At 66.9% G+C, this 18,064-nt stretch carries 23 protein-coding genes and 1 pseudogene; 8 read left to right on the top strand and 16 right to left on the bottom strand.

Annotated features, from left to right (window positions below; all coding sequences use genetic code 11):
* Nucleotides 1–3: 3 nt before the first annotated feature.
* From AB0L25_RS33400 to AB0L25_RS33390, 3 genes are all read right to left on the bottom strand, one after another.
* A complete protein-coding gene (locus AB0L25_RS33400; protein WP_500176748.1) occupies nt 4–837 on the bottom strand; it encodes an SAM-dependent methyltransferase in 834 nt (277 codons plus the stop codon).
* A gap of 155 nt (nt 838–992) precedes the next feature.
* A complete protein-coding gene (locus AB0L25_RS33395; protein ID WP_500176747.1) occupies nt 993–1,241 on the bottom strand; it encodes a hypothetical protein in 249 nt (82 codons plus the stop codon).
* Nucleotides 1,241–1,726 carry an ATP-binding protein gene (locus AB0L25_RS33390; protein WP_500176746.1) on the bottom strand — a complete coding sequence of 162 codons (486 nt, stop codon included), beginning with the start codon at nt 1,724–1,726 and terminating at the stop codon, nt 1,241–1,243. Before AB0L25_RS33390 ends, AB0L25_RS33395 begins: the two co-directional genes overlap by 1 nt.
* A 415-nt stretch (nt 1,727–2,141) precedes the next feature.
* On the opposite strand from AB0L25_RS33390, the gene AB0L25_RS33385 reads away from it, so the two are divergent.
* Together AB0L25_RS33385 and AB0L25_RS33380 are read left to right on the top strand one after the other, a co-directional pair.
* Complete coding sequence (locus AB0L25_RS33385) at nt 2,142–2,945, top strand: helix-turn-helix domain-containing protein (RefSeq protein ID WP_500176745.1); 804 nt, start codon at nt 2,142–2,144, stop codon at nt 2,943–2,945.
* Between the two features lie 16 nt (nt 2,946–2,961).
* Nucleotides 2,962–3,168: a DUF397 domain-containing protein gene (locus tag AB0L25_RS33380; protein WP_500176782.1), complete on the top strand. Its 207-nt coding sequence runs from the start codon at nt 2,962–2,964 to the stop codon at nt 3,166–3,168.
* Between the two features lie 363 nt (nt 3,169–3,531).
* Here AB0L25_RS33380 and AB0L25_RS33375 read toward each other — a convergent pair whose 3' ends face one another.
* On the bottom strand, nt 3,532–4,392 hold the full coding sequence (locus tag AB0L25_RS33375; RefSeq protein ID WP_500176744.1) for a DUF4062 domain-containing protein: 861 nt from the start codon (nt 4,390–4,392) through the stop codon (nt 3,532–3,534).
* Between the two features lie 427 nt (nt 4,393–4,819).
* On the opposite strand from AB0L25_RS33375, the pseudogene AB0L25_RS33370 reads away from it, so the two are divergent.
* From AB0L25_RS33370 to AB0L25_RS33355, 4 genes and pseudogenes are all read left to right on the top strand, one after another.
* Nucleotides 4,820–5,244 (top strand): annotated as a pseudogene (locus AB0L25_RS33370) (transposase); the annotation flags it as partial.
* Nucleotides 5,245–5,704: 460 nt separating this feature from the next.
* Nucleotides 5,705–6,061 carry a hypothetical protein gene (locus AB0L25_RS33365; protein WP_500176743.1) on the top strand — a complete coding sequence of 119 codons (357 nt, stop codon included), beginning with the start codon at nt 5,705–5,707 and terminating at the stop codon, nt 6,059–6,061.
* Complete coding sequence (locus AB0L25_RS33360) at nt 6,051–6,611, top strand: DUF6879 family protein (RefSeq protein WP_500176742.1); 561 nt, start codon at nt 6,051–6,053, stop codon at nt 6,609–6,611. The genes AB0L25_RS33365 and AB0L25_RS33360 overlap by 11 nt, the downstream gene beginning before the upstream one ends.
* A gap of 28 nt (nt 6,612–6,639) precedes the next feature.
* Nucleotides 6,640–7,485 (top strand): helix-turn-helix domain-containing protein, encoded by an 846-nt coding sequence (locus AB0L25_RS33355; RefSeq protein ID WP_500176741.1) that lies wholly within the window; start codon nt 6,640–6,642, stop codon nt 7,483–7,485.
* Nucleotides 7,486–7,504: 19 nt separating this feature from the next.
* On the opposite strand, the gene AB0L25_RS33350 is transcribed toward AB0L25_RS33355, so the two are convergent.
* The 4 genes from AB0L25_RS33350 to AB0L25_RS33335 all read right to left on the bottom strand — a co-directional run bounded on the left by AB0L25_RS33350 (nt 7,505) and on the right by AB0L25_RS33335 (nt 9,904).
* Nucleotides 7,505–7,894 carry a DUF742 domain-containing protein gene (locus tag AB0L25_RS33350; RefSeq protein WP_500176740.1) on the bottom strand — a complete coding sequence of 130 codons (390 nt, stop codon included), beginning with the start codon at nt 7,892–7,894 and terminating at the stop codon, nt 7,505–7,507.
* Nucleotides 7,891–8,340, bottom strand: a complete 450-nt coding sequence (locus tag AB0L25_RS33345; RefSeq protein ID WP_500176739.1) for a roadblock/LC7 domain-containing protein — start codon at nt 8,338–8,340, stop codon at nt 7,891–7,893. Before AB0L25_RS33345 ends, AB0L25_RS33350 begins: the two co-directional genes overlap by 4 nt.
* Nucleotides 8,337–9,224, bottom strand: coding sequence for a sensor histidine kinase (locus AB0L25_RS33340; protein WP_500176738.1), 888 nt, complete (start codon nt 9,222–9,224; stop codon nt 8,337–8,339). The genes AB0L25_RS33345 and AB0L25_RS33340 overlap by 4 nt, the downstream gene beginning before the upstream one ends.
* A gap of 221 nt (nt 9,225–9,445) precedes the next feature.
* Complete coding sequence (locus AB0L25_RS33335) at nt 9,446–9,904, bottom strand: hypothetical protein (RefSeq protein WP_500176737.1); 459 nt, start codon at nt 9,902–9,904, stop codon at nt 9,446–9,448.
* A gap of 189 nt (nt 9,905–10,093) precedes the next feature.
* Between AB0L25_RS33335 and AB0L25_RS33330 the strand changes: the two genes are divergently transcribed.
* Together AB0L25_RS33330 and AB0L25_RS33325 are read left to right on the top strand one after the other, a co-directional pair.
* Nucleotides 10,094–11,515: a helix-turn-helix transcriptional regulator gene (locus AB0L25_RS33330; protein WP_500176736.1), complete on the top strand. Its 1,422-nt coding sequence runs from the start codon at nt 10,094–10,096 to the stop codon at nt 11,513–11,515.
* Nucleotides 11,512–12,117, top strand: a complete 606-nt coding sequence (locus tag AB0L25_RS33325) for a GNAT family N-acetyltransferase (protein WP_500176735.1) — start codon at nt 11,512–11,514, stop codon at nt 12,115–12,117. Before AB0L25_RS33330 ends, AB0L25_RS33325 begins: the two co-directional genes overlap by 4 nt.
* Before the next feature lie 111 nt (nt 12,118–12,228).
* Here the strand turns inward: AB0L25_RS33325 and AB0L25_RS33320 are convergent, their stop codons facing one another.
* From AB0L25_RS33320 to AB0L25_RS33285, 8 genes are all read right to left on the bottom strand, one after another.
* The gene (locus AB0L25_RS33320; protein WP_500176734.1) at nt 12,229–13,701 is read right to left on the bottom strand and encodes a hypothetical protein; all 1,473 of its coding nucleotides are present in this window, start codon (nt 13,699–13,701) and stop codon (nt 12,229–12,231) included.
* A 20-nt stretch (nt 13,702–13,721) separates the two neighbouring features.
* On the bottom strand, nt 13,722–14,105 hold the full coding sequence (locus AB0L25_RS33315) for a hypothetical protein (protein WP_500176733.1): 384 nt from the start codon (nt 14,103–14,105) through the stop codon (nt 13,722–13,724).
* Nucleotides 14,106–14,140: 35 nt separating this feature from the next.
* Complete coding sequence (locus AB0L25_RS33310) at nt 14,141–14,851, bottom strand: hypothetical protein (protein WP_500176732.1); 711 nt, start codon at nt 14,849–14,851, stop codon at nt 14,141–14,143.
* A 4-nt stretch (nt 14,852–14,855) separates the two neighbouring features.
* Entirely contained in the window at nt 14,856–15,257 is a 402-nt protein-coding gene (locus AB0L25_RS33305) for a hypothetical protein (RefSeq protein WP_500176731.1), read from the bottom strand.
* A gap of 147 nt (nt 15,258–15,404) precedes the next feature.
* The gene (locus tag AB0L25_RS33300; RefSeq protein WP_500176730.1) at nt 15,405–16,244 is read right to left on the bottom strand and encodes a hypothetical protein; all 840 of its coding nucleotides are present in this window, start codon (nt 16,242–16,244) and stop codon (nt 15,405–15,407) included.
* Nucleotides 16,245–16,274: 30 nt separating this feature from the next.
* Complete coding sequence (locus AB0L25_RS33295) at nt 16,275–17,090, bottom strand: hypothetical protein (protein ID WP_500176729.1); 816 nt, start codon at nt 17,088–17,090, stop codon at nt 16,275–16,277.
* A gap of 53 nt (nt 17,091–17,143) precedes the next feature.
* Entirely contained in the window at nt 17,144–17,551 is a 408-nt protein-coding gene (locus AB0L25_RS33290) for a DUF4913 domain-containing protein (RefSeq protein ID WP_500176728.1), read from the bottom strand.
* A gap of 63 nt (nt 17,552–17,614) precedes the next feature.
* Nucleotides 17,615–18,064, bottom strand: a 450-nt coding sequence (locus AB0L25_RS33285; RefSeq protein WP_500176727.1) for a TraM recognition domain-containing protein, incomplete at its 5' end; no start/stop codon positions are given.

The following is an 18,064-nucleotide window of genomic DNA, read 5'->3' as shown; positions in this document are numbered from 1 at the left end:
AGTTCAGGCGCCGCTGTATTGCGGCTTCTGGCCCACGCCGCCAAGCACCCACACCTCTTCTGGACTGACGTCCGATGTGCCGTCGGGGCGCCACGCGGGGACGTACACGAGTCCGGGGTCGACGTACTCGAACCCGTGGAAGAAGCGGTCGACCTGGCCGCGGGTGCGGTGGGTGACGGGGTTCTTGGTGGACCGGTAGACGTCTCGTAGCCCGTTGGCCCGCCGGGGACGAGAGTCGGCGGTGACGTGGGAAATGGTGAGGTAGCTGCCCGGCGCCATGGCGGCGCGGAGCCGATCGACGACGCCGTAGGGGTCGGCGTCGTCGGCGATGAAGTGCAGGACGGCCACCAGGAGGACCGCGACCGGCCGATCGAAGTCGATAAGCCGGCGGGTCTCCGGGTGGTCGAGGATCGCCTGCGGATCCCGCAGGTCTGCGGTGATGACGCCCGTGGTCCCGGCTTCCGTTGTCTTGAGCGCCCGCGAGTGGGCCAGCACCTTCGGGTCATTGTCGGCGTACACGACGTGCGCGCCGGGTGCCTCCTGCTGGGCGATCTCGTGGACGTTGCCTTGCGTCGGGAGCCCGGTGCCGATGTCGAGGAACTGCCGGATCCCCACGTCCCGCGCGAGGAAGCGGACGGCGCGCTGCAGGAAGCGGCGGTTCTCCCGAGCGAGGAGCAGCGCCTCCGGGGCTTCGGCGATCACTCGGTGAGCGGCTCGCCGGTCACTCGCGAAGTTGTCCGTGCCGCCCAGGTAGTAGTCGTACATGCCCGCGGCGGTCGCGACGCTGGGGTCGATGCCGCTGCTCGCCTTGTCGAGGCTCTCCGCATCCAATGCCACTGACTCCTTCGTCGAGTGTCGACGACCTGAGATTATTCACGCGAGCAGTGAATAATTCAAGAGACTTCAAGGCGACTGAATCGACCGCTCGACGGTCGAGCCGCGACGGGCGCGTCGAGCGGTCGTGTACTTCCCCAGCCGCCCGCAGGGTGCCGTCAGACGTGCCGGTTCGGCGGCAATGGACGTCGCGGGGGCGGGTGGGATCGTTCGTCCAGGCTCATCGCGAGGGCCCGAGCGACATGCGCGTCCGTCCGGATCAGGACGTTCGGCCGCCCATCCCGGCCCACGTACGGCGAGATGCTCACCGGGCCCTGAAGGCCGCGCTGAATCAACCAACGGCCGATGTGGTTCCGAAGGTCGTCTGCGAGCCGGACCGCCTGCCGCTCGTTCTCGGTCATCGCCATCACCGGACTCCTTCCGGGTGCCTGCTCTTGCGAGGTAGCACGATCCAGATCTGTTTCGCGGGGACGAGACCGGTGGACGTGGCCGTCGCCCCGGCACCGCACCGGCCGCCGAAGAGTCCGGCGACCATCTGGAGTCCGCGGCCCGACTCGCCTTCCGACGGGCATCCGGCCGTCGCTCGCGACAGGCGCTTGAGCACGGTGTCGTGGTCTGCACCGCCGTCCACGACCGCGACCGTCACTCGTGTCTCCGTCCAGGAGATGCGGAGCTCGTACGGTGGCGGGGCATGCTGACGCGCGTTGGTGACGAGCTCGTTGACGGCGAGCTCGGCCTCGAATGTCTCTTCCGTGGCGTCCAGCCGGCCCAGTACTTCGACGAGCACGTCGCGGGCTCGGTGTTCGGGGCGGGGACCGTCCAGGCACCGGACGAGCGTGCGTTCTGGCTCGTCCGGAGCCGCGGACGTCTTGCAGAGCGGTGGTGCCTCCATGTGGCATGCGCCTCCGAGTAGTCCAACCAGGTCGGCAACCTGGTGCTCCTCCTGGCAAAGCTGCGGGACGCCGCCCGGCCACCCATCGGCCAGGCATCTGGAGCCGATGGCCGATGAAGCGATCAAGAAGAACGGCCTGTGAGGCCATACATCAGCGGCCATGTCGATGGCTTCGACCTGCCATGGGGCTCAGGCGGTGCGGGCGTTGGGGGATCTAGCAGCATCAACGCCAGGATGTGACTAGCATCATGTACGCACCGTGTCAGACATGCAACAGGTCACACATGACTGGTTTCAGAAGTGACAGGTTGCAGATATGACGAACCGGGAACAACCTGGTGATTCCGCGCACCCATCGGCAGACTTGGCGGGCAGGTACATGGATCAGAGTCCGACCGTTCGAGGCCGTCGCCTGATGCGAGAGCTGAAGCGGCTCAGGGAGGCCGCCGGGCTATCGCTCGAGGTTGCGGCGAAGCGTCTCGACTTCAGCAAGAGCAAGCTCTACCGGCTGGAGAACGGACGCAGCCGCGTCAGCACCGACGACCTCGAGGACATGCTCGACCTGTACGACGTGCGATCCCCGCAGCGGGAGGCGCTGATCCAGCTCGGGCGCGACGCGCGGCGCCGCGGCTGGTGGACGAAGTACTCGGACGTGTTCACCGGCTCGTACGTCGGACTGGAGAGCGCGGCGGCGAAGATCAGGATCAACGCGCAGCTCGTGCCCGGTTTCCTGCAGACGGACGAATACGCGCGAGCCATCATCGGTCGCACGCGGCCCACCCTCGAAGCCGAAGAGGTCGAACGTCGAGTCACAGCCCGCGCCGCCAGGCGCGAGGCCCTGTTCGGCAAGGAGGACCCGCCCGAAGTTCACGTCGTCCTGGACGAGTCAGCCGTCCGCCGTCATGTGGGCGGCCGCGACGTCATGCGGGACCAGCTGGCCTCCCTCATCGAGGCGAGCGCACTCCCCAACGTCACCCTCCAGGTCCTTCCGTTCACCTTCGGGGCGCACGCCGGCGTCGAAGGCGAGTTCGTCATCCTCATATTCCACGACCCCGAGGATGCGCCGGTCGTCTACGCCGAGGGGCTGATGGGAGACCTCTATCTAGAATCGGAGCCGGAGCTGGACACCTACCAACTGGCCTGGACTCACATGCTGGAAGGAGCCCTCGACCCGCACGAGTCCGTCGCCATGCTCCGAGAACTCCACGATCAGCTGTGACTTAGGAGAACGCTTGGTGATCAACTCTGGCGCTTCGTCGAGCCCGGTGTGGCGCAAGTCGAGCCACAGCGGCGGCGGCAACCAGTGCGTCGAAGTCACCCGCATCGGTGACGCCCTAGCGGTTCGCGACTCCAAGAACCCCGAGGCCGGCCACCTCGCTCTCCACGTCGGAGCGTACGGCGCGCTGGTGAGGCGGATAAAGAACGGCGAGTTCGACCTGTAGAGCCGCTCGCCACAGGTCAAACCGGTGGCGAGCTCCTTGGCGCCTGTGGGCACGGCGGACCGGGTAGCGGCAGAGCGCATGTCTCGCCGACACGAGAAGTCACTAGCCCCATGTCGAACCGACTCGATGTGCGCGCTGGTCGCGGTCCGATCGCAGGGAGCCCTTACGGCTGTGGGACCGCACCCGGATCAGTTCGCCCTCATCCGCCACTTCGTCGATGACCAGGCCAGACAGGCCCACGAACACCACACCGACAAGACCATCGCCCTTGATCACGCCTAAGCGTGATCAAGGACGCCACCCACCGAAAAAGGGACAGAGCCGAAAATCGTACAGTCCCAGGGAGTTGGGTCGGGCAATGAATTACCCGACGTGGAAGTCGCGTTCCTTCTTCTCTCCGTCCTCGGTCCATCGGATACGCAGTACCGGGTCGGCCGACCCGCTCCAGCCGCGTGCGATGGGGATGCGCCGGGTTTGTCCTGCGTGGATGATCGTGGGGCCATTCGAACCGACCACGATCATTCCGCTGTCCTCATTGGCGCTATCGAAAGTGACCTCTTCGGCATCACGGCCACCGGTATTGGTGACCTCAACCCAATGCCTGGTCTTGTAACGAGGCTTCCCTTTCGAGGTGTGGCCCGACAGTTCACGTTCCTGTTCTGGCTGGACACGGAAGTCCACGCCGATCAAAGTTTGCCTAGGTGCGGGCTCTGCCCCCGGATACAGGGTCGCGATGTCGTGTTCGATTGCCTTCCACACCTCGTGGTTGAGCTGATCTGGGGTGCTGAACTCGCCAAGCAGCCCGCGATCGTACATGTCTGTTTTGAACGCGCGGAGTGCCTCGAGTTGTGCTGTGTCAATGTCGTGTGGCAACGGTGCGGTGGAGAAGTACAGATGAACCGGCTTGCCTGCCTTCAGCGCACGGTCGATCTCCTCCGCGGTTCCTGAGACGGCGTCTGGGGTGGGAGAGCCGAGCCGTCCGCCGAACAACGCGAACACGATGTCGGAGTCGTCGACGCCTTGGGCGTTGATGAGCTTTTGTGGGTGGGCCCCCAACATCGGGACTGCTGAGGTTTCCCACCGCCACGGCTGAAGAATGAGCCCCTTGTTCTGCGCGTGGGTGTTGTTCCAGCCGTGGATGGCCTTCTCCACCGCGTCACGAGCCTCGGGGACATCGGATGGCGAAGCGATCATGACCCTGAGTACGGTGGCGGTGTACGGCATGACAAGAAGGATACGCGCCGGGACTGCCAGTACAGCGCAGTTCTACGTTGTGAAGCGTTGCAGGCGAGGGCTGTCCATCTTCATCATCGCAGCGGATCGGTGTGCGATACGGGCAGGTCAGGGCCGATTAAGGCATGACCGCCCGCCTCGGCACTGCTTCTCGTCCGCAGGTTCGGCGTGCTCATGGTTGGCTTGACACCGCTTACCGGGATTCGCTCGTCATACGGTCGGGTTGCCGACTGTCGGCAGAGGTCTGTCAACGTCGCGCGATTTCTGACCCCTGGGGACGGGCGGGTTCCAGGGTGGTTGGTTGCGTCCACGGAGGTGGTGTACGAGTTTGACCAGGTCAAGTGGTATGGCGTCGTGTCGCGAGACGGCCAACGCGTGAATCCTTCGAATCGACCAAGATTAGAAGGAGAGGAACGCGATGGCCGCCGACAACAGTGTGAACCCTGCCGAGTGGGTTGCCGATCAGATCGTGGCGTGTGAGCCCGATGTATTGCGGGCTTGGTCAAGACGATGGCCGAAGCGCTCATGGGCGCGGAGGCCGACGCCGTCTGCGAGGCCGGCTACGGACAGCACACGGACGAGCGGGTCAACCGCCGCAATGGATACCGGTTTCGGGTCCCGGGATTGGGAAACTCGCGTCGGCACCATCGGGGTGGCCCTCCCCAAGCTGCGCTCGGGCTCCTGCTTGTCTGAGTGGCTGTCGGAACGGCGTAGCCGGCCGAGCAAATCCTGGTGAGCGCGGTGGCAACCTCCTCTCTGCTCGGTGTGTCGATGCGGCGGGTGGACAAGCCGGTCGAGCAGATGAGCATCAAGGGCATCTCCAATAGCCAGCCCATGGCGATGACCACGTGGGTCGCCCGCACCTACCGCGTCGACCGTCAGGATCTTGGGGCGTCGCGGCGGAGACGTCGATGCCGTCCTCGGCCATCGCCCGCACCAGGGCCGGGTCACCCGGTCGGTCGGCTCGGGCCCGGCCGACCGCACCTCGCCGGCGTCCCCAGCCAGGTGGGCGAGGTAGGCAGCCGCTAGCTGCGAGGCCGGCGTTGTGCGCAACCAGCTGTGCGATCGTCTCGGCGGAGGCGAGCCCGTGGAAGCGTCCGGTTCGGAATCGTTTCATTCGCCTCTGAGGGCGCCCGTGGCGACAGAAGCGAACGCCTCACCTTCGCGGTAGGCGGCTGACGGAACGCAATGTTCTCCACGTCGCCGGACAGTTGATCGAACCTTCTAGACCTTGACATATTCACGTTAGACGCGAATGCTTCAGGTACGGTCTACCCCGCACGATCCGAGAGGGAACACCCCCATGCACCTGACCCGGCTTCGAGGGGCCTGCGACCCAAAACCCACGTGCCCCACCCTGTATCTGACCGATCGGGGAAGCTTCATCGTGCAGGGCTACATCGTCGCTTCGGCGTCGAGCAGCCCTCCCCTGGAGCGGGAGGCGGAGGTGGAGGTGCCGGTGACGATGCTGTGGACGTCCCCTTCGGCGACGTCCCCGGAGACCCCGGCGGTGCGGCTGACCGGCCACGGCACGGCGATCGTGCGCGGTGAACTGGTCGACGACGCCGAGGCGCTCGACCGGCTGGCCCTGCCCGAAGGGGAAACGGCCGTTGAAGTGCCGATCTCGCTACTTCCCGAGGTGGTCCCGAATGCTTACTGAAGCAGAGCTCGAAGCACTGTTCGACGACTTCAAGCACGAGACGTTCCGGATGGAGACGCTCGACCGGTACACCGTGTCCTCGGAGAACGAACGCCTCGAGCGCTACCTCAACGGCGAGCCGCTGGAGATCGAGCCTGCCACCCGCGAGTGGCTGGAGTTCATGGCGCAGGAGATCTCGTCGGGAAAGCGCTGGTACAAGGTGCACATCCTGCGCAGCCCGATCTCCGAGTACCTGCGCTTCGAATGCGAATGGGGATACGCCGTCTCGTCGCAGTACGGCCAGGAGGTCTTCATCCTCGATGAGGCCGAGCACGCACGGCCGGAGGGTGTGCCGAACGAGGACTTCTGGCTGTTCGACGACGACAAGGTCGCCGTCCTGCGCTACGACGATGAAGGACGCTTCCTCGGGGCCGAGCTCGTTGACGGTGCCGGGGCCGTCGCCTACCGCGGCTACCGCGATGCGGTCATGGCGAAGGCGGAACCGTTCGCCGCATGGTGGGACAGGCACCCGGAGTACCGCCGCGAGAACTGGCTCGGTTCCCGGCCATGACCTGCCCTGCATTTAGACTCCCTCCCTGATGGAGGAAGCACCCGAGCGCTACCGGCGCGAACGCGACCAGCTGGCCCGCGCGCTCAGGCGGCTACGTCTCGACAGCGGCCTCACCGGGACGAACGCCGCCCGGCAGGCCGGCATGAGCCAGCCCAAGATCTCCCGAATCGAGAACGGCACCACCGTCCCGACCATCGAGGACATCGAAACGCTCTGCCGGTTGTACGGTGCCGACCGCGAAACCCTCTCCGAACTGACCGGCCTGGCCGAGTCGCTGCACCGCCACACCGAGAGCGCGCGGGCGATCCTCCGGGGCGGCGCGTGGCGCAAGCAGCAGCAGATCGGCCGCGTCGAGAAGGAGTCGAAGCGGCTCCGGTTCTTCCAGCCGGCGACCGTGTCCGGGTTGCTCCAGACTCCCGAGTTCACGCGGGAGATCTACAGTCTCTCGGTCTCCGGGGACGATCTGGATCGCAGCATGGCCGCGCTGGCCGAACGCCAGAAGATCTTCCGCGACCGCAGCAAGCGCTTCACGTTCGTCCTCACCGAAGGGGCCCTGCGATGGCGGCTCTGCGCGGACGAGGTCATGGGAGCGCAGGTCCGGTACATCGCCGCACTGGCTCGTCGACCGAACGTGCGGATCGGCATCATCCCCTTCAGCGCGCGTGTCCGCGAGGTGCCGCTGCACGGGTTCGAGGCGTTCGACGAACGGCTGGTCACGGTGGGCCTGGAGACCGCCACGATCACCATCACCGATGCCCGCGACATCCAGTACTACGTGCGGTTGTTCGCCGAGCTGGAGAGAACGGCCTCGTTCGGCGAGGAGGCGGAAGCGATCTTCGACCAGATCGCTTCCGCCTACGCCGACGGCGCGTAGCGCGGTCGGCGACATTCGATCAGGCAAGCTGGCGAAGGCCATCGAGGACCCTTTCGAGCAGGTGGATGCTGTGCGGTGAGGCATCCAAGTCCGACCCGATCTGCACCCGACCGGCTGCGGCCAGGTCGCTCAGCAGGACGCGGGCAACTCGCAGGGGCACACCGCAGGCGGCAGCCAGCTCGGCCAGAGACTCGGCGGCAGAGGCAGCCGTGGACATATATGCCCGTTCGTACAGCCGGCGCGACTCGGGCTGCAGCCTTGCCGCGAAGTCTCCGTCGTAGACGTGCGCCGTCACGCGCGTGTGCAGGGGAACCTGCCGTGGAACGTCGACGCGCCCGCCTGTCGCCACGTACGGCCGCACCCAGGGGTGTTCGGGTCGCTGGGCCGGGGAATGGATGCCGCCGATCACGCTGGTCTCCGGCCGTTGCGGCGGCGCAGCTCGTCCCGTGCATTCGACGTGAGAAGGTGTCCGGTGCGGCTGACGAGACAATTCATCTGATGGGCGACCATTCCCGCGTCCGCGCAGGTGTCGGTGAGGACGGCCATGCTCGCCAGCGGGCTGATGCCCATGATGAGCAGGTGGCCGTGGGTGAGGCTCAGCAGGGCGTGCTCGTAGATTCCGCGGTCGAGGTGGCCAGCGATGCTCCCGCAGAGGCCGGTCAGTCCGGCGACCATCGCTGACAGCGAGTCGGCCAGATCGGCGGCGAGGCTTCGAGAGGAGATCAGGGCCAATCCGTCAGCGGAGACGATGATCGCGTGCGAGACGCCAGGCGTTTCATCGACGAAGTCGTTGACGAGCGAGGCGATGTCGTCCGGCGCGGACGGTGGATGGTGGACGTGCTCGGGAGCAGTCATGCTGTCGCTCCTCCCGGCTGGTGATTGGTGAAGGACGGAGCTGGGCGGGCTCGGGGGCTTCCGGAGTCGGGAGAGCCTCCGCTGGACGTCGCGACGGTGAAGGCCGCCACGTCATCGGCGAAGGACGCCCGCTGGCGTCGTCCCGCAGCGGCGCCAGTTTGCTGGCTCGGAGCCACGTCCGGTTGGGTCGAGACAGAGAGCGCCGTGTTCCGCAGGCCGCAGGCAGGGCGAGGGATGTCGCACACCAGATGTGGCGGGATGGTCACCATCGCGACCGTGCCCCTTCGCCCCTCGTGCTCGGGAGTGGCCTCGGCCGCGCGGCGGCAGACGAGAGCGAGCCCGAGCCCATGCTTACGGGCCAGGCGGTGAGCGACCGCGAAACCCGGACGGCGGGCGTTGGCGGGGTTCAGCGGTGGGACGGGCCCGACGAACACCCGATTGAGCGCCTCCGCCCACGCCGGGCCCACGCCGGGGCCGTCGTCCTCGATCCTGACCAGCAGGCTTCCGTCACCGAACGAGCGAGTACTGATCGTTGCCGGTGCCTGAGAGCAGCGGGTGGCGTTGTCCAGAAGCACGGCCAGCAGCGAGGCGACGTCATCAGCGGCACGGTCCACCAGCGCCCGATCGGCGACCGGGCCGATGTGGAGCCGGTCGTAGTGCTCGATCCCCGAAGCCGCCACGCGTACGACGTCCAGTAGTGAGGCCGGGTGGACGCGGAGTTCGTCCGTGCTCTGCCCGGCCAAGACCTGGACGTCACGGGCGAGCCGTCGCATGCGAGCGATGCCGTGATCGATGTCGTACAGCAGCCGCACGCGCTCGGGGACGTCCTCGTTCCTCTCCAACTCGTCGAGAGCCGGGCGAACTCGCTCGGCCAGCAGCAGCACACGCGACGCAAGCTGGTCACAAAGTTCTTGCCAGGCACTCGCGTCATGTGATGGCGCTCCCGCCCCATAGCTGACCTTCGATCGGTTAGAGACAGGCGGCGCCAACCAGTGGGCGATGCGGGTACGCCAACGGCTGTGGCGAGACCGCCGCCGGGCCTGGACGCTATTGGCGTCGGTCACCGGCGTGACGGACTGGTATCGGGACTCTCGTCGAAGTGGCATCAAGCCTCCATTTGCCTCTGAGGAGTAAGGCTGTGCGGCCCGCGACGGGAGGGAAACGGGCCGCACAGCGGCTGAAGACGGGTGGGCTGCAAAGAGATGCAGGAACCCGGGTGGGCTACCGAGGCAGGTATGCCGGAGCGAGCCGACTCTGGTTCGGAGCCCGCGTCTCCGACCGTCAGTGCCTGAATGATGCGCTGGGCGACGGCCTCGAGAGCGTCCACGGGACCGAGGCGATCTCCGTCGTCCCACGTGAACCAGCTCGTGCCCCGGTTCATCAGGATGCGAATCGAACCGGACACCAGCTCCCACTTTCGACCGTCCCGCGCGTCGACGTTCTTGACCGTCAGCTGTGGCGGGGATTGCACGAATGCACGGTCGATGTGCAACGCACTATGGCCCGCGAGCCTGTCGGCCAGCGCGGTCAGATGGCGAATCGCGTTCTCGGATGTGCTGTTCACCGAGTTCTCCAGGGACGGCGGCTGGGGTTACAAGCCAGCCAGCCACGGCCCACCTCGGCAACGACCAGTGTGGCGACCGACGTCCCGCCGCCCGGTTGCCACATTGGCATCAAGGCTGCTGGCAGCGCGGCGCGCGGCCTTCTAGCGTGAGTGGTGAAGGTCCGCGTCTCCCCGGCTGGGAAGGCCCAGATGCCCGAACAGAAGTTGTGTCCAGGGTGCCGTTCGACGCTGCTGTCCCGTTACAACACCGAACCCGTCTGCGGGGCCTGCCAGCGGGCGTTGCGGGAATCCACTGTCAGCGCGCCAACGTGGCTATGGGACACCCCGCCGATGCGTCGGGCCCTTGCCGAACTGAACTTCAGCGGCGTCCTGGCGTTGCTGCGCTCGGCCGCGGGCCTCACTCAGCAGCAGATGGCCGACCTCGTGCCCGGCTGGAGCAAGACGAAGGTCGCCCGGGCCGAATCCGGCGAGCGGGGAACCCTGTACGACATCCGGGAGCTGCTGGCGTGGGCCGACGCGTTCTGCGTCCCACGGGAGGCGCTACTGCCGCTCGTCCTGGGCACGCCGGACGCCGTCTACGCACCTCGAGATCCCCGGGAGTGGGACGAATTGGACCGCAGGACTTTCAACGGCGGCATGCTCGCCCTGACCGCCTGGCCCCTGCTACCGGACGGCTTCCTCTCGCCCAGCAGGATCGGCCGCACTCATGTCGACTACCTGCAGACCTGCGCCGACGAACTCTGGACTCGGGACTGGAGCGTGGGCGGCGCGAGCTTGCTCAGGAACGGTCTGCGCCTGTTCGCCCGAGCCAAGGCGATGCTGGACGAGAGCGACTACGACGAACGTGTCGGCCTCGCCCTCCTTCGGGCGACCGCGGACCTGGGTAACTGCACGAGCTTCCTGGCCTTCGACTCCGGGGAACGGTCCCTCGCTCGCCGGCTCGCGCAGGAAGCCGCGATGCTCGCCGACAGCGGAGACGACTCGGAGTTGCGCGCCCACGTACACGCGACGGTCGCCATGCAATCGACCGCGCTGGCCCGTTCCAGCGGGCAGCGTGGCCCCGCCCGGGAGGCACTGCGCTCATTGCGCATCGCTGCACAGTCCGCGAAGCACCACCCCTCGCCGAGACTCCATGCTCTGATCGATATGCGCACCGCCACGGTGAGCGCCCTCCTCGGCGACGCCGCGACCGCCCGCGCCTCGATCGCAGCGGCTCACCGCGAGCTGGACCGTGGCGACCATCCCACCGACAGGCAGGCCCTCGGGTTCGTCAGGCGTTCCGAAATCATGGGACACGAAGCACGCGTAACCGCGCTGCTCGGCGACCCCACCAGGGCCGCAAAGCTCCTTGAACGCGTGCTCGACACGATGGAGCTGGCACCGCGCAATCAGGTGTACTACCGGGCGATGCTTGCCGAGATGCGGCTTGCCGCCGGTGATACGGCCGAGGCGTTGGAGGTCGGTCACCGAACACTCAGCGACCTGGAGAACGTGGGCTCGATGCGAGCGCTGAGGACGCTGCAGCCGCTCGCCCGCCGCGACGCCGAGTTCCACGATCGCTACGGGACGATCGCCAGCGACCTATCGACGAAAGTAGCGTCCTTGGCATGACCCTCAGCGGCACGCCCGAGTTCGAGTTCCGCCGTTATGACGCCGAGCAGGCCCGCGCCGTCCGCGCCACCGTCGAAGAGGTCTACCGGGACGCCTACGCCGACGCCATCGCCAGCGGCGACCCCTTCGACTCCCCCGAGCAGTTCATGATCCGCTTCGACGCCTACACCGGCTCCGGACGCGGCTTCGACATGGTGGTGGCCTATCTCGACGGCGAGCCGGTGGGACAGACCTGGGGGTGGCCACTCGGAGCCGACACGGCATGGTGGCGTGGACTCCTCGAAGAACCCGAGCCCGGCTTCGCCGAAGAGGACGGCACCAGAACCTTCGCACTCTCGGAGATCATGGTTCGCCGCAGATGGACCGGCCAAGGTGCCGCCCACGCGCTTCACAACGAGCTGCTGGCCAGCCGGAACGAAAAGCGAGCCACGCTGCTGGTCGAAGCCGACAACCACACCGCCCACCGCGCCTACAAGGCGTGGGGCTGGCACCGCGCCGGCCAACTCCGCCCCAGCTGGCCGGACGCCCCACTATTCGACGTCCTGGTCCTTCCCCTACCGCTCGGCCCAAGTGACGTCCGCAGGGACGCGCGGCTGGCGTAGCTGGTGGGACCGTCGGGGCAGAAGCGGGACCAGCAGAGGAGGCAACGCTCGCCCGAAACGGGGCCGACAACCCCGCGAATTCGAAGCCGTCCTGGCCACAGTGACCGGGCGTCACCTTGAAGGTCCAGATCTGTCTGGTCCCGAGATGTTGCCGTTCTGGGGTTGAGGAGAAGGTCTGTTTTGGAGTGGCTGTGTGGCGAGGTGCTTGGCGATGGAGGTGGGGAAAGCGTCGAGCGGTGCTGCGGTTTGCCGCTCCGCCATCGGGTGCGCTGTAGCAGTCTCCTGGTTCGTTCGGATGCTTTGGATTGCGTTTCTCAGGAGGTTTGCCGCGTTGCGCCCCTCAGATTCGGCAACTTCATAGCGGTTGAAAAGACGGATGGCGCGGTTGTGCCATTTGGGGACGTCAGGGTAACGGGGGTGGTTTAGGTTCTCTTTCTCGATGGCGATGATGACGGCTGCGTCGCGGCTGGCGGCACGTCGGTGGTGGGCGATGGAGTTGCAGGCATCGAGAGCCTGAAGAGAGGCGACTGCGACCTCGGCTGCTTGTGCCGGTGTTCGCGCCAGTTCATCAAGCGGCCTGATCAGGTAGGTGCTGCGGGGAGACGGACGCCAGTCGGGGTCGCTGTAGATTAGGCGTCCGAGCCTGACGATCAGGTCGCTGGCATCGGTAGAGATCGGACTCTCCGGAGGACCGAAGTAGCCGGGGAGTCGGTTCCAGTGCTTGACGACCAGTCGCCATTTCCATCTGGTGCGGTTGGCGGCCATGGCTGTTTCGATGAACATTGCTCGAGGATTGTCTTCCTGAAGCTCTTCCAGCCGCCGGGCCAGGCTAAGGGTAAGTTTGTGGGTGATGTCGCTCGTGACGGCGGCTGCGGTGGCGAGGTAGCGCCAGGTCGCGACGCAGATGGGCGCCTGCGGGTTCTTGAGGCGTTGGACACTGGCGTGGATTCCGTTGAGGAGTTCAGCGAAACCCTCGCCGGACCGGGGCGGGGTGCGTTCCGGGGTGGTCCGAAACGGGATGACGGATGCGAGTTCTCGACTGTGCCCTCCGAACACGCGGGAGATGACTGCGGCGCGCAGGAGGGGGCCGGCGGCCTTCGCGGAAGGTGAGGCCGCCTGTTGGCTCAAGTGGGCGCAGGTGGCGGTGTATTCGGCGAGGTCGTACATGAGTAACCGGGCTGTGTCGGTGGCGTTGATGACGGCGGCGGTGTCGGAGGACGGCTGATCGGGAGCCGTGGGGAAGTGGGAGGCCAGAAGATCGAGGCCGCACCCCAAAGCAACGGAGACGGACCGAAGCCTTCCTGCGAGCTCAGTGATCGGCATCTCGGTGGCTGCGGGAGCGCCGAGGGCGGACTGGGCTTCGCGGAGGAGCAGCGCACTGCGGCGGGCGGCGCCCCGCACTCCGTGTTCGTCGGGGTGCGGGACGCCGAAGCCGGTGGTGAGGCGGTCGTGGTAGCGGGCCAGGACGGTGGTGAGGCGCGACAACTCGGCGGGCACGGCCGGATGTCGGGCTTGCGCGATGGTTTCGGGTGCGTGGAGTGTTCGTCTGAGTTCGGTGAGGTGTTGGCGGGCGAGGGCGGACATGTCACCGAAGGTCGCCACGACTACCGGAGGGCTTCCCGGAGTCGGCTGGCGTGCAGGGCCGCCTGCAGGCAGGCTGCTTTGTCGTCAGGGTCGGCGGCCAGTTCGGCGGCGCGGACGAGGTTCTGGGTCACCTTTCTGGCGAGTGCGAACAGAGCGTCGGCGGTCGCGTCCTCGGCAGCGTGATCGGACGGGACGGCGGCGTGCAGCGAGGGGGCCTGCTTCAGGGCCTGGTGGGCCTGGACGGCTTCGCCTTCGGCGAGTCCCCAGGCGATGAAGCCGTTGGGCTCTTGAGCGGCGAAGGAGGTGAGGACGCGCTCGGTGTGGGCGAGGTCGTTGAGCGCGGCCGTCATGATTTCGCTGAACCAGTTGTGCCGGACTTCTTCGTGCTCGCGTTCGTGGGCCATGCGGGAAGTCCTCCATAGGGGCATGAATCTGAGCGTCAGGACGATTCGTGGTGCTTTCTTTCGAGGGATGACTCGAATGTGGAGGCACGGTCATCGTCCTTGGATGAGAACGTCTCCGTGCGCTTGGTGACCTTGGGGTGCAGTCCCTTCAGGAGTTCGGGGACGGAGACGCCGCTCCATATGCTGAGAGCGGAGAGCAGTTTCTGGCAGTCCTGCCGCAGGGCCGGCTGGAGTGACGGCGCTGTGCGAGGAATGCGGGCCGCGAAGCCGATGTAGGCCGATTCGGCCTGGAGCGCGTGCGTCACTTCCCCGGTGGTCGTGCTTGTCGCGGGGAACGGTGGGGCCGGTTCGAGGTCGGCGGCACGTTCATCGTAAACGCGGGAGACGCCGGGGACGACGATGAGGAAGAGGCGGTCATCGTGGTCGTCGATGGTCGCCCAGCCGATGATGGTGCCGCAGCGACCATCATGGTTGAGAAGCCGAACGTGGTCGCCGATGAAGTAGGTTGCCTGCTCGGCGGCCTCCTCGGCGTGAGCGGATCGGCCGACGTTGACTGCGTGGGCGAAGCTGAGGTCGTGCTGGTTGGCGTAGTGCTCCAGGTCGCAGATCAGTGCGGCCAAGAGGGCCGAGGAGTAGAGCCGGTCCCGTCCGAGGAGTGAAGACTTGCCCGGGAAAGCGGCCTCTTCATAACCCTCCAGTGCCTTGGAGGCTCGGACGAGCTGGCTGGTCTTCGGATCGTGGTTCATCTGTTCACCTCAATGCTGTGTGGACGCGACCGGCGTGATGCGCGGCCCGCAAGCAGGCCGTCCGGTCGCCGGGCTCGGTCGTCTTGGAGGCGACGTTCACGATCGCCTCGGCAACGACCAATACGAAGGCGCGAATGGAGTCGGCGAGATCCTCGACGTCGTTGCCTTCGGTGGACGCACGATCAGCGCAGCCCAGCGTGGGGGCCATGGACAGCACGGACCAGGCGTTCGTGGCCTCCGCTCGTGCGACCTGATACCCGGGATAGGCACTGGCCGGGGCGGCGTCGGCGAGGACGATGGTGGCGCGTTCGACGACTTCCAGCCCCTTGAAAGCTGCTGCGAGCAGGGCCGGGACGCCGTCTGCAGACCGGATCTCTGCGTTGACGGTCTCGAAGTGTTGCTGCAAGGAGCTGCTCCACCTTGTCGACACCATGGCCTTGGGAAGGCCTTGATGTGCATCGTTGACTAAAGTTGATGAGACTAGTGTGGGCACCCGTCGGGCAGTGATCAACGATCGTGGCGGAGTGTCGTGCCTATGCCTCAAAGTTGACGGCTAGCGAGCCGGACCGTGCCTTCGGGGATGGGCATTCGCCCCTGGCTTCGGCGCTCCTGCAACGGAATCGCGCAAGCGCTCCGCGATGGGTACCGGGAAGCCCTGAGCGGCCAGCCTCCCCGGGGTGGGCTCTTCCGCCGTGGACGTCGGCTGCTGCGCGGCCCCCGGTGACGGGAGGCGTTCCGCGACGCGGTTGAGGAGGAGATCGGTGACGCTTCGTCTGTCCATGTCGGTCCAGGAGACGAACGCCCTGAGGAGGGCGCGGTGATCCCGGAGATCGTCCGGGTTCGGGGCGACTCCGCTGACGTCCGCGAGTCCGATGCGCGTTGTCACCTCGACCAGTACCTCCTCGGCTCTCAGCGGGTTGGCGATCACACCTTCTGCGGTGGAGGTGGCGGGGAAGCCCGGAGCCGGATCGAGATCGGCGCCGATGACCCGCCGGTCGCTGTTGTCCCCGATGAAGTGCACGTAGTACTCGGTCAGGCCGTGTTCGGGGACGAAGAGCCCGGTGATGGTGCCCCGTGTAGGACGGCCGAGTAGGACCGCCTCCTCCGCGGCAGGCCCTTCGAGCTCGACTGTCGAGCCGATCGTGTAGGTATCGGCCGGCTGTTGCTCGGCGCGGAAGTAGCCGCGCGACTCGCCGAGGATGTCGCCGAAGTCCAGACCGCGGCGTTCGGCGTAGTGCATCAGGTCGACGAGGAGGTCGCCGAGCAGGTCGCGGGCGTGGGCGTCGCTCGTCCGGTGGTCGAGGTGTCCGGTCTCCTCGAACAGGCCCTGGAAGGTGTCGAGGATGGTGGCTGCGAATTCGGCGAATTCGTCCGGGCCGGCATTGGCCATCATGGCTCCGGTGGTCGGTGTGGCGGGTCGGGGCTAGGGGTGCTGTCTGGCTGGACGGCCGGGTTCGGTTGGTCGTGTCGGACGCACCTGGCGTGCGTGTTCTTCGTCGGCTCGCAGGGTGTCGGCGAGGTCGTCGGGGAATGCGGTGGCGGCGAGTTCGGCTGAGGAGGGCGCCCGCAAGTCGTCGTTCGCGGCGTGCAGGGCTTTCCAGGCGATGTGGCGGAGGTGGCGAGCGACGGTCGCGTGTGTGGTGCCGGACCAGTAGGCCAGCGTTCCGGAGAGTTCGGCGAGGTCGGCCAGCGCTTGCGGGTCAGCGGTGGAGCCAGCGGGGGCGCGCAGCATCTCGATGGACAGCGCGATGATCGTGGCTTCTGCCTCGGTGGCGGAGTGGACGATGCCCGTGGTGCGGGTCGGGACGAGCGGGATGGGCACGGCGGGCCGGAGGTCGGACGTTCGAGCCTGCAGGGGTTCGGCGAGTCCTGGGACGCGCACCGTGCAGGTGTTCTGGCCGGTGGGGGACGCCTTCAGTTCGTCGATGAATCCGCGGTAGTCCGGGCCGCCGGCGGGTTGGCGGCCGGGTCGGAATTCGACTTCGGCGTTGAGCAGGAATCGGTCGGGCAGGGCCATGGCGTAGGTGTCGGGGTCGGTTCGGGCTCGGACGAGCCGGTCGATGAAGTCGACGGTGTCGAGGTCGTTGTGTTCGGCGTAGCGGAGGAGGTCGTGGACGAGTCCGTGGATGAGGCCTTCGGCTTCTGCTCGGCTTTCGCGGTGGCCGGTGGTGAGGCCGGGGAGCAGGCGTTGCTGGTAGGCGTCAAGCGCGAGAAGTGCGGCGTCGATGCGGTCGGGCATGCGGAACTCCAGAAGGAGAGGCGAAAGATCCTGCGGGTTGGCGGTCAGGACAGCTACGCGTCGGTTGCATGGAGGACGTCATCGTCGGATCGCAGCCATCCGAAGGGCACCGGGACGAGGCGCGCTTGGTGCGGCGCGAGGTGTTCGTTCTCGGTGCACTGGTAGAAGGGTCCGCGCGGGCCGAGCAGCACCGGGAGCTGATGGTCGAGGTGGTCGCGGTACCACAGGGCCATGCCGGTGGCGCCTTGCAGGCGCATGGCCTCCCACGCGTACCAGAGCGCGGTGAGCCGGGAGATCGCCTCGTCGTGCCGCCACCACTCGGCGCACCAGCGGAACTCGCCACCGAGCGTGCGCCTGTACATGGGGATGAAGTGGTGCGTCACCCACCTCGTGACGTTGGGGTAGAGCGGCTCCGGCGTCTCGTTCGAGCTTGAGCGGTTGTCGTCGTTCTGGGGCTGCAAAGAATCTCCTGAGTACTCGAGGAATGCATGTGGGAGTCCGTCCTCTCGGGAATGCCGCGGCCGTTACCAGGTGTCTGGTGCGGGCTCGTCGCGGATGGCGTAGTAATCGCGGGCGGCTTCGGCGATGGCGGCGTCCGCGGTCTTGATGGCCTGGTTGATGGCCGTGGCGTGCGGCCCGGCGTACCAGGGGCGGAGCCGGACGAGTGCGGGTTTGGTGCCGGTCGCCAGCAGGAGCGCGGTGCCGGTGGGCAGGGCGCGGATGTCGGAGGCTTCGAGGATTTCCTGGCGGCGTAGGGAGATCTGTTCGCTGGCGCGTCCGTCGCTGTAGGTGATGGAGCGGACGGGGACGTCGTGCTGTCCGATGAGGGTTGCCAGGTCGCGCACCAGGCGGGGTGAGTCGATGCCGGCGCCGATGAGTTTGCGGGTGGCGGCGCCCCAGAGGGCGGCCATGCCGGGTTCGCCCCAGACGGTGACGCCCTGTTCGTAGCTCTGCAGGATGGTGACCGGGATGAT

It is taken from the genome of Spirillospora sp. NPDC052242, from assembly GCF_040679555.1.
Classification (GTDB): domain Bacteria; phylum Actinomycetota; class Actinomycetes; order Streptosporangiales; family Streptosporangiaceae; genus Spirillospora.
The sequence above is the reverse complement of the archived record's forward strand: the minus strand, read 5'-3'. Positions and strand labels throughout refer to the sequence as shown.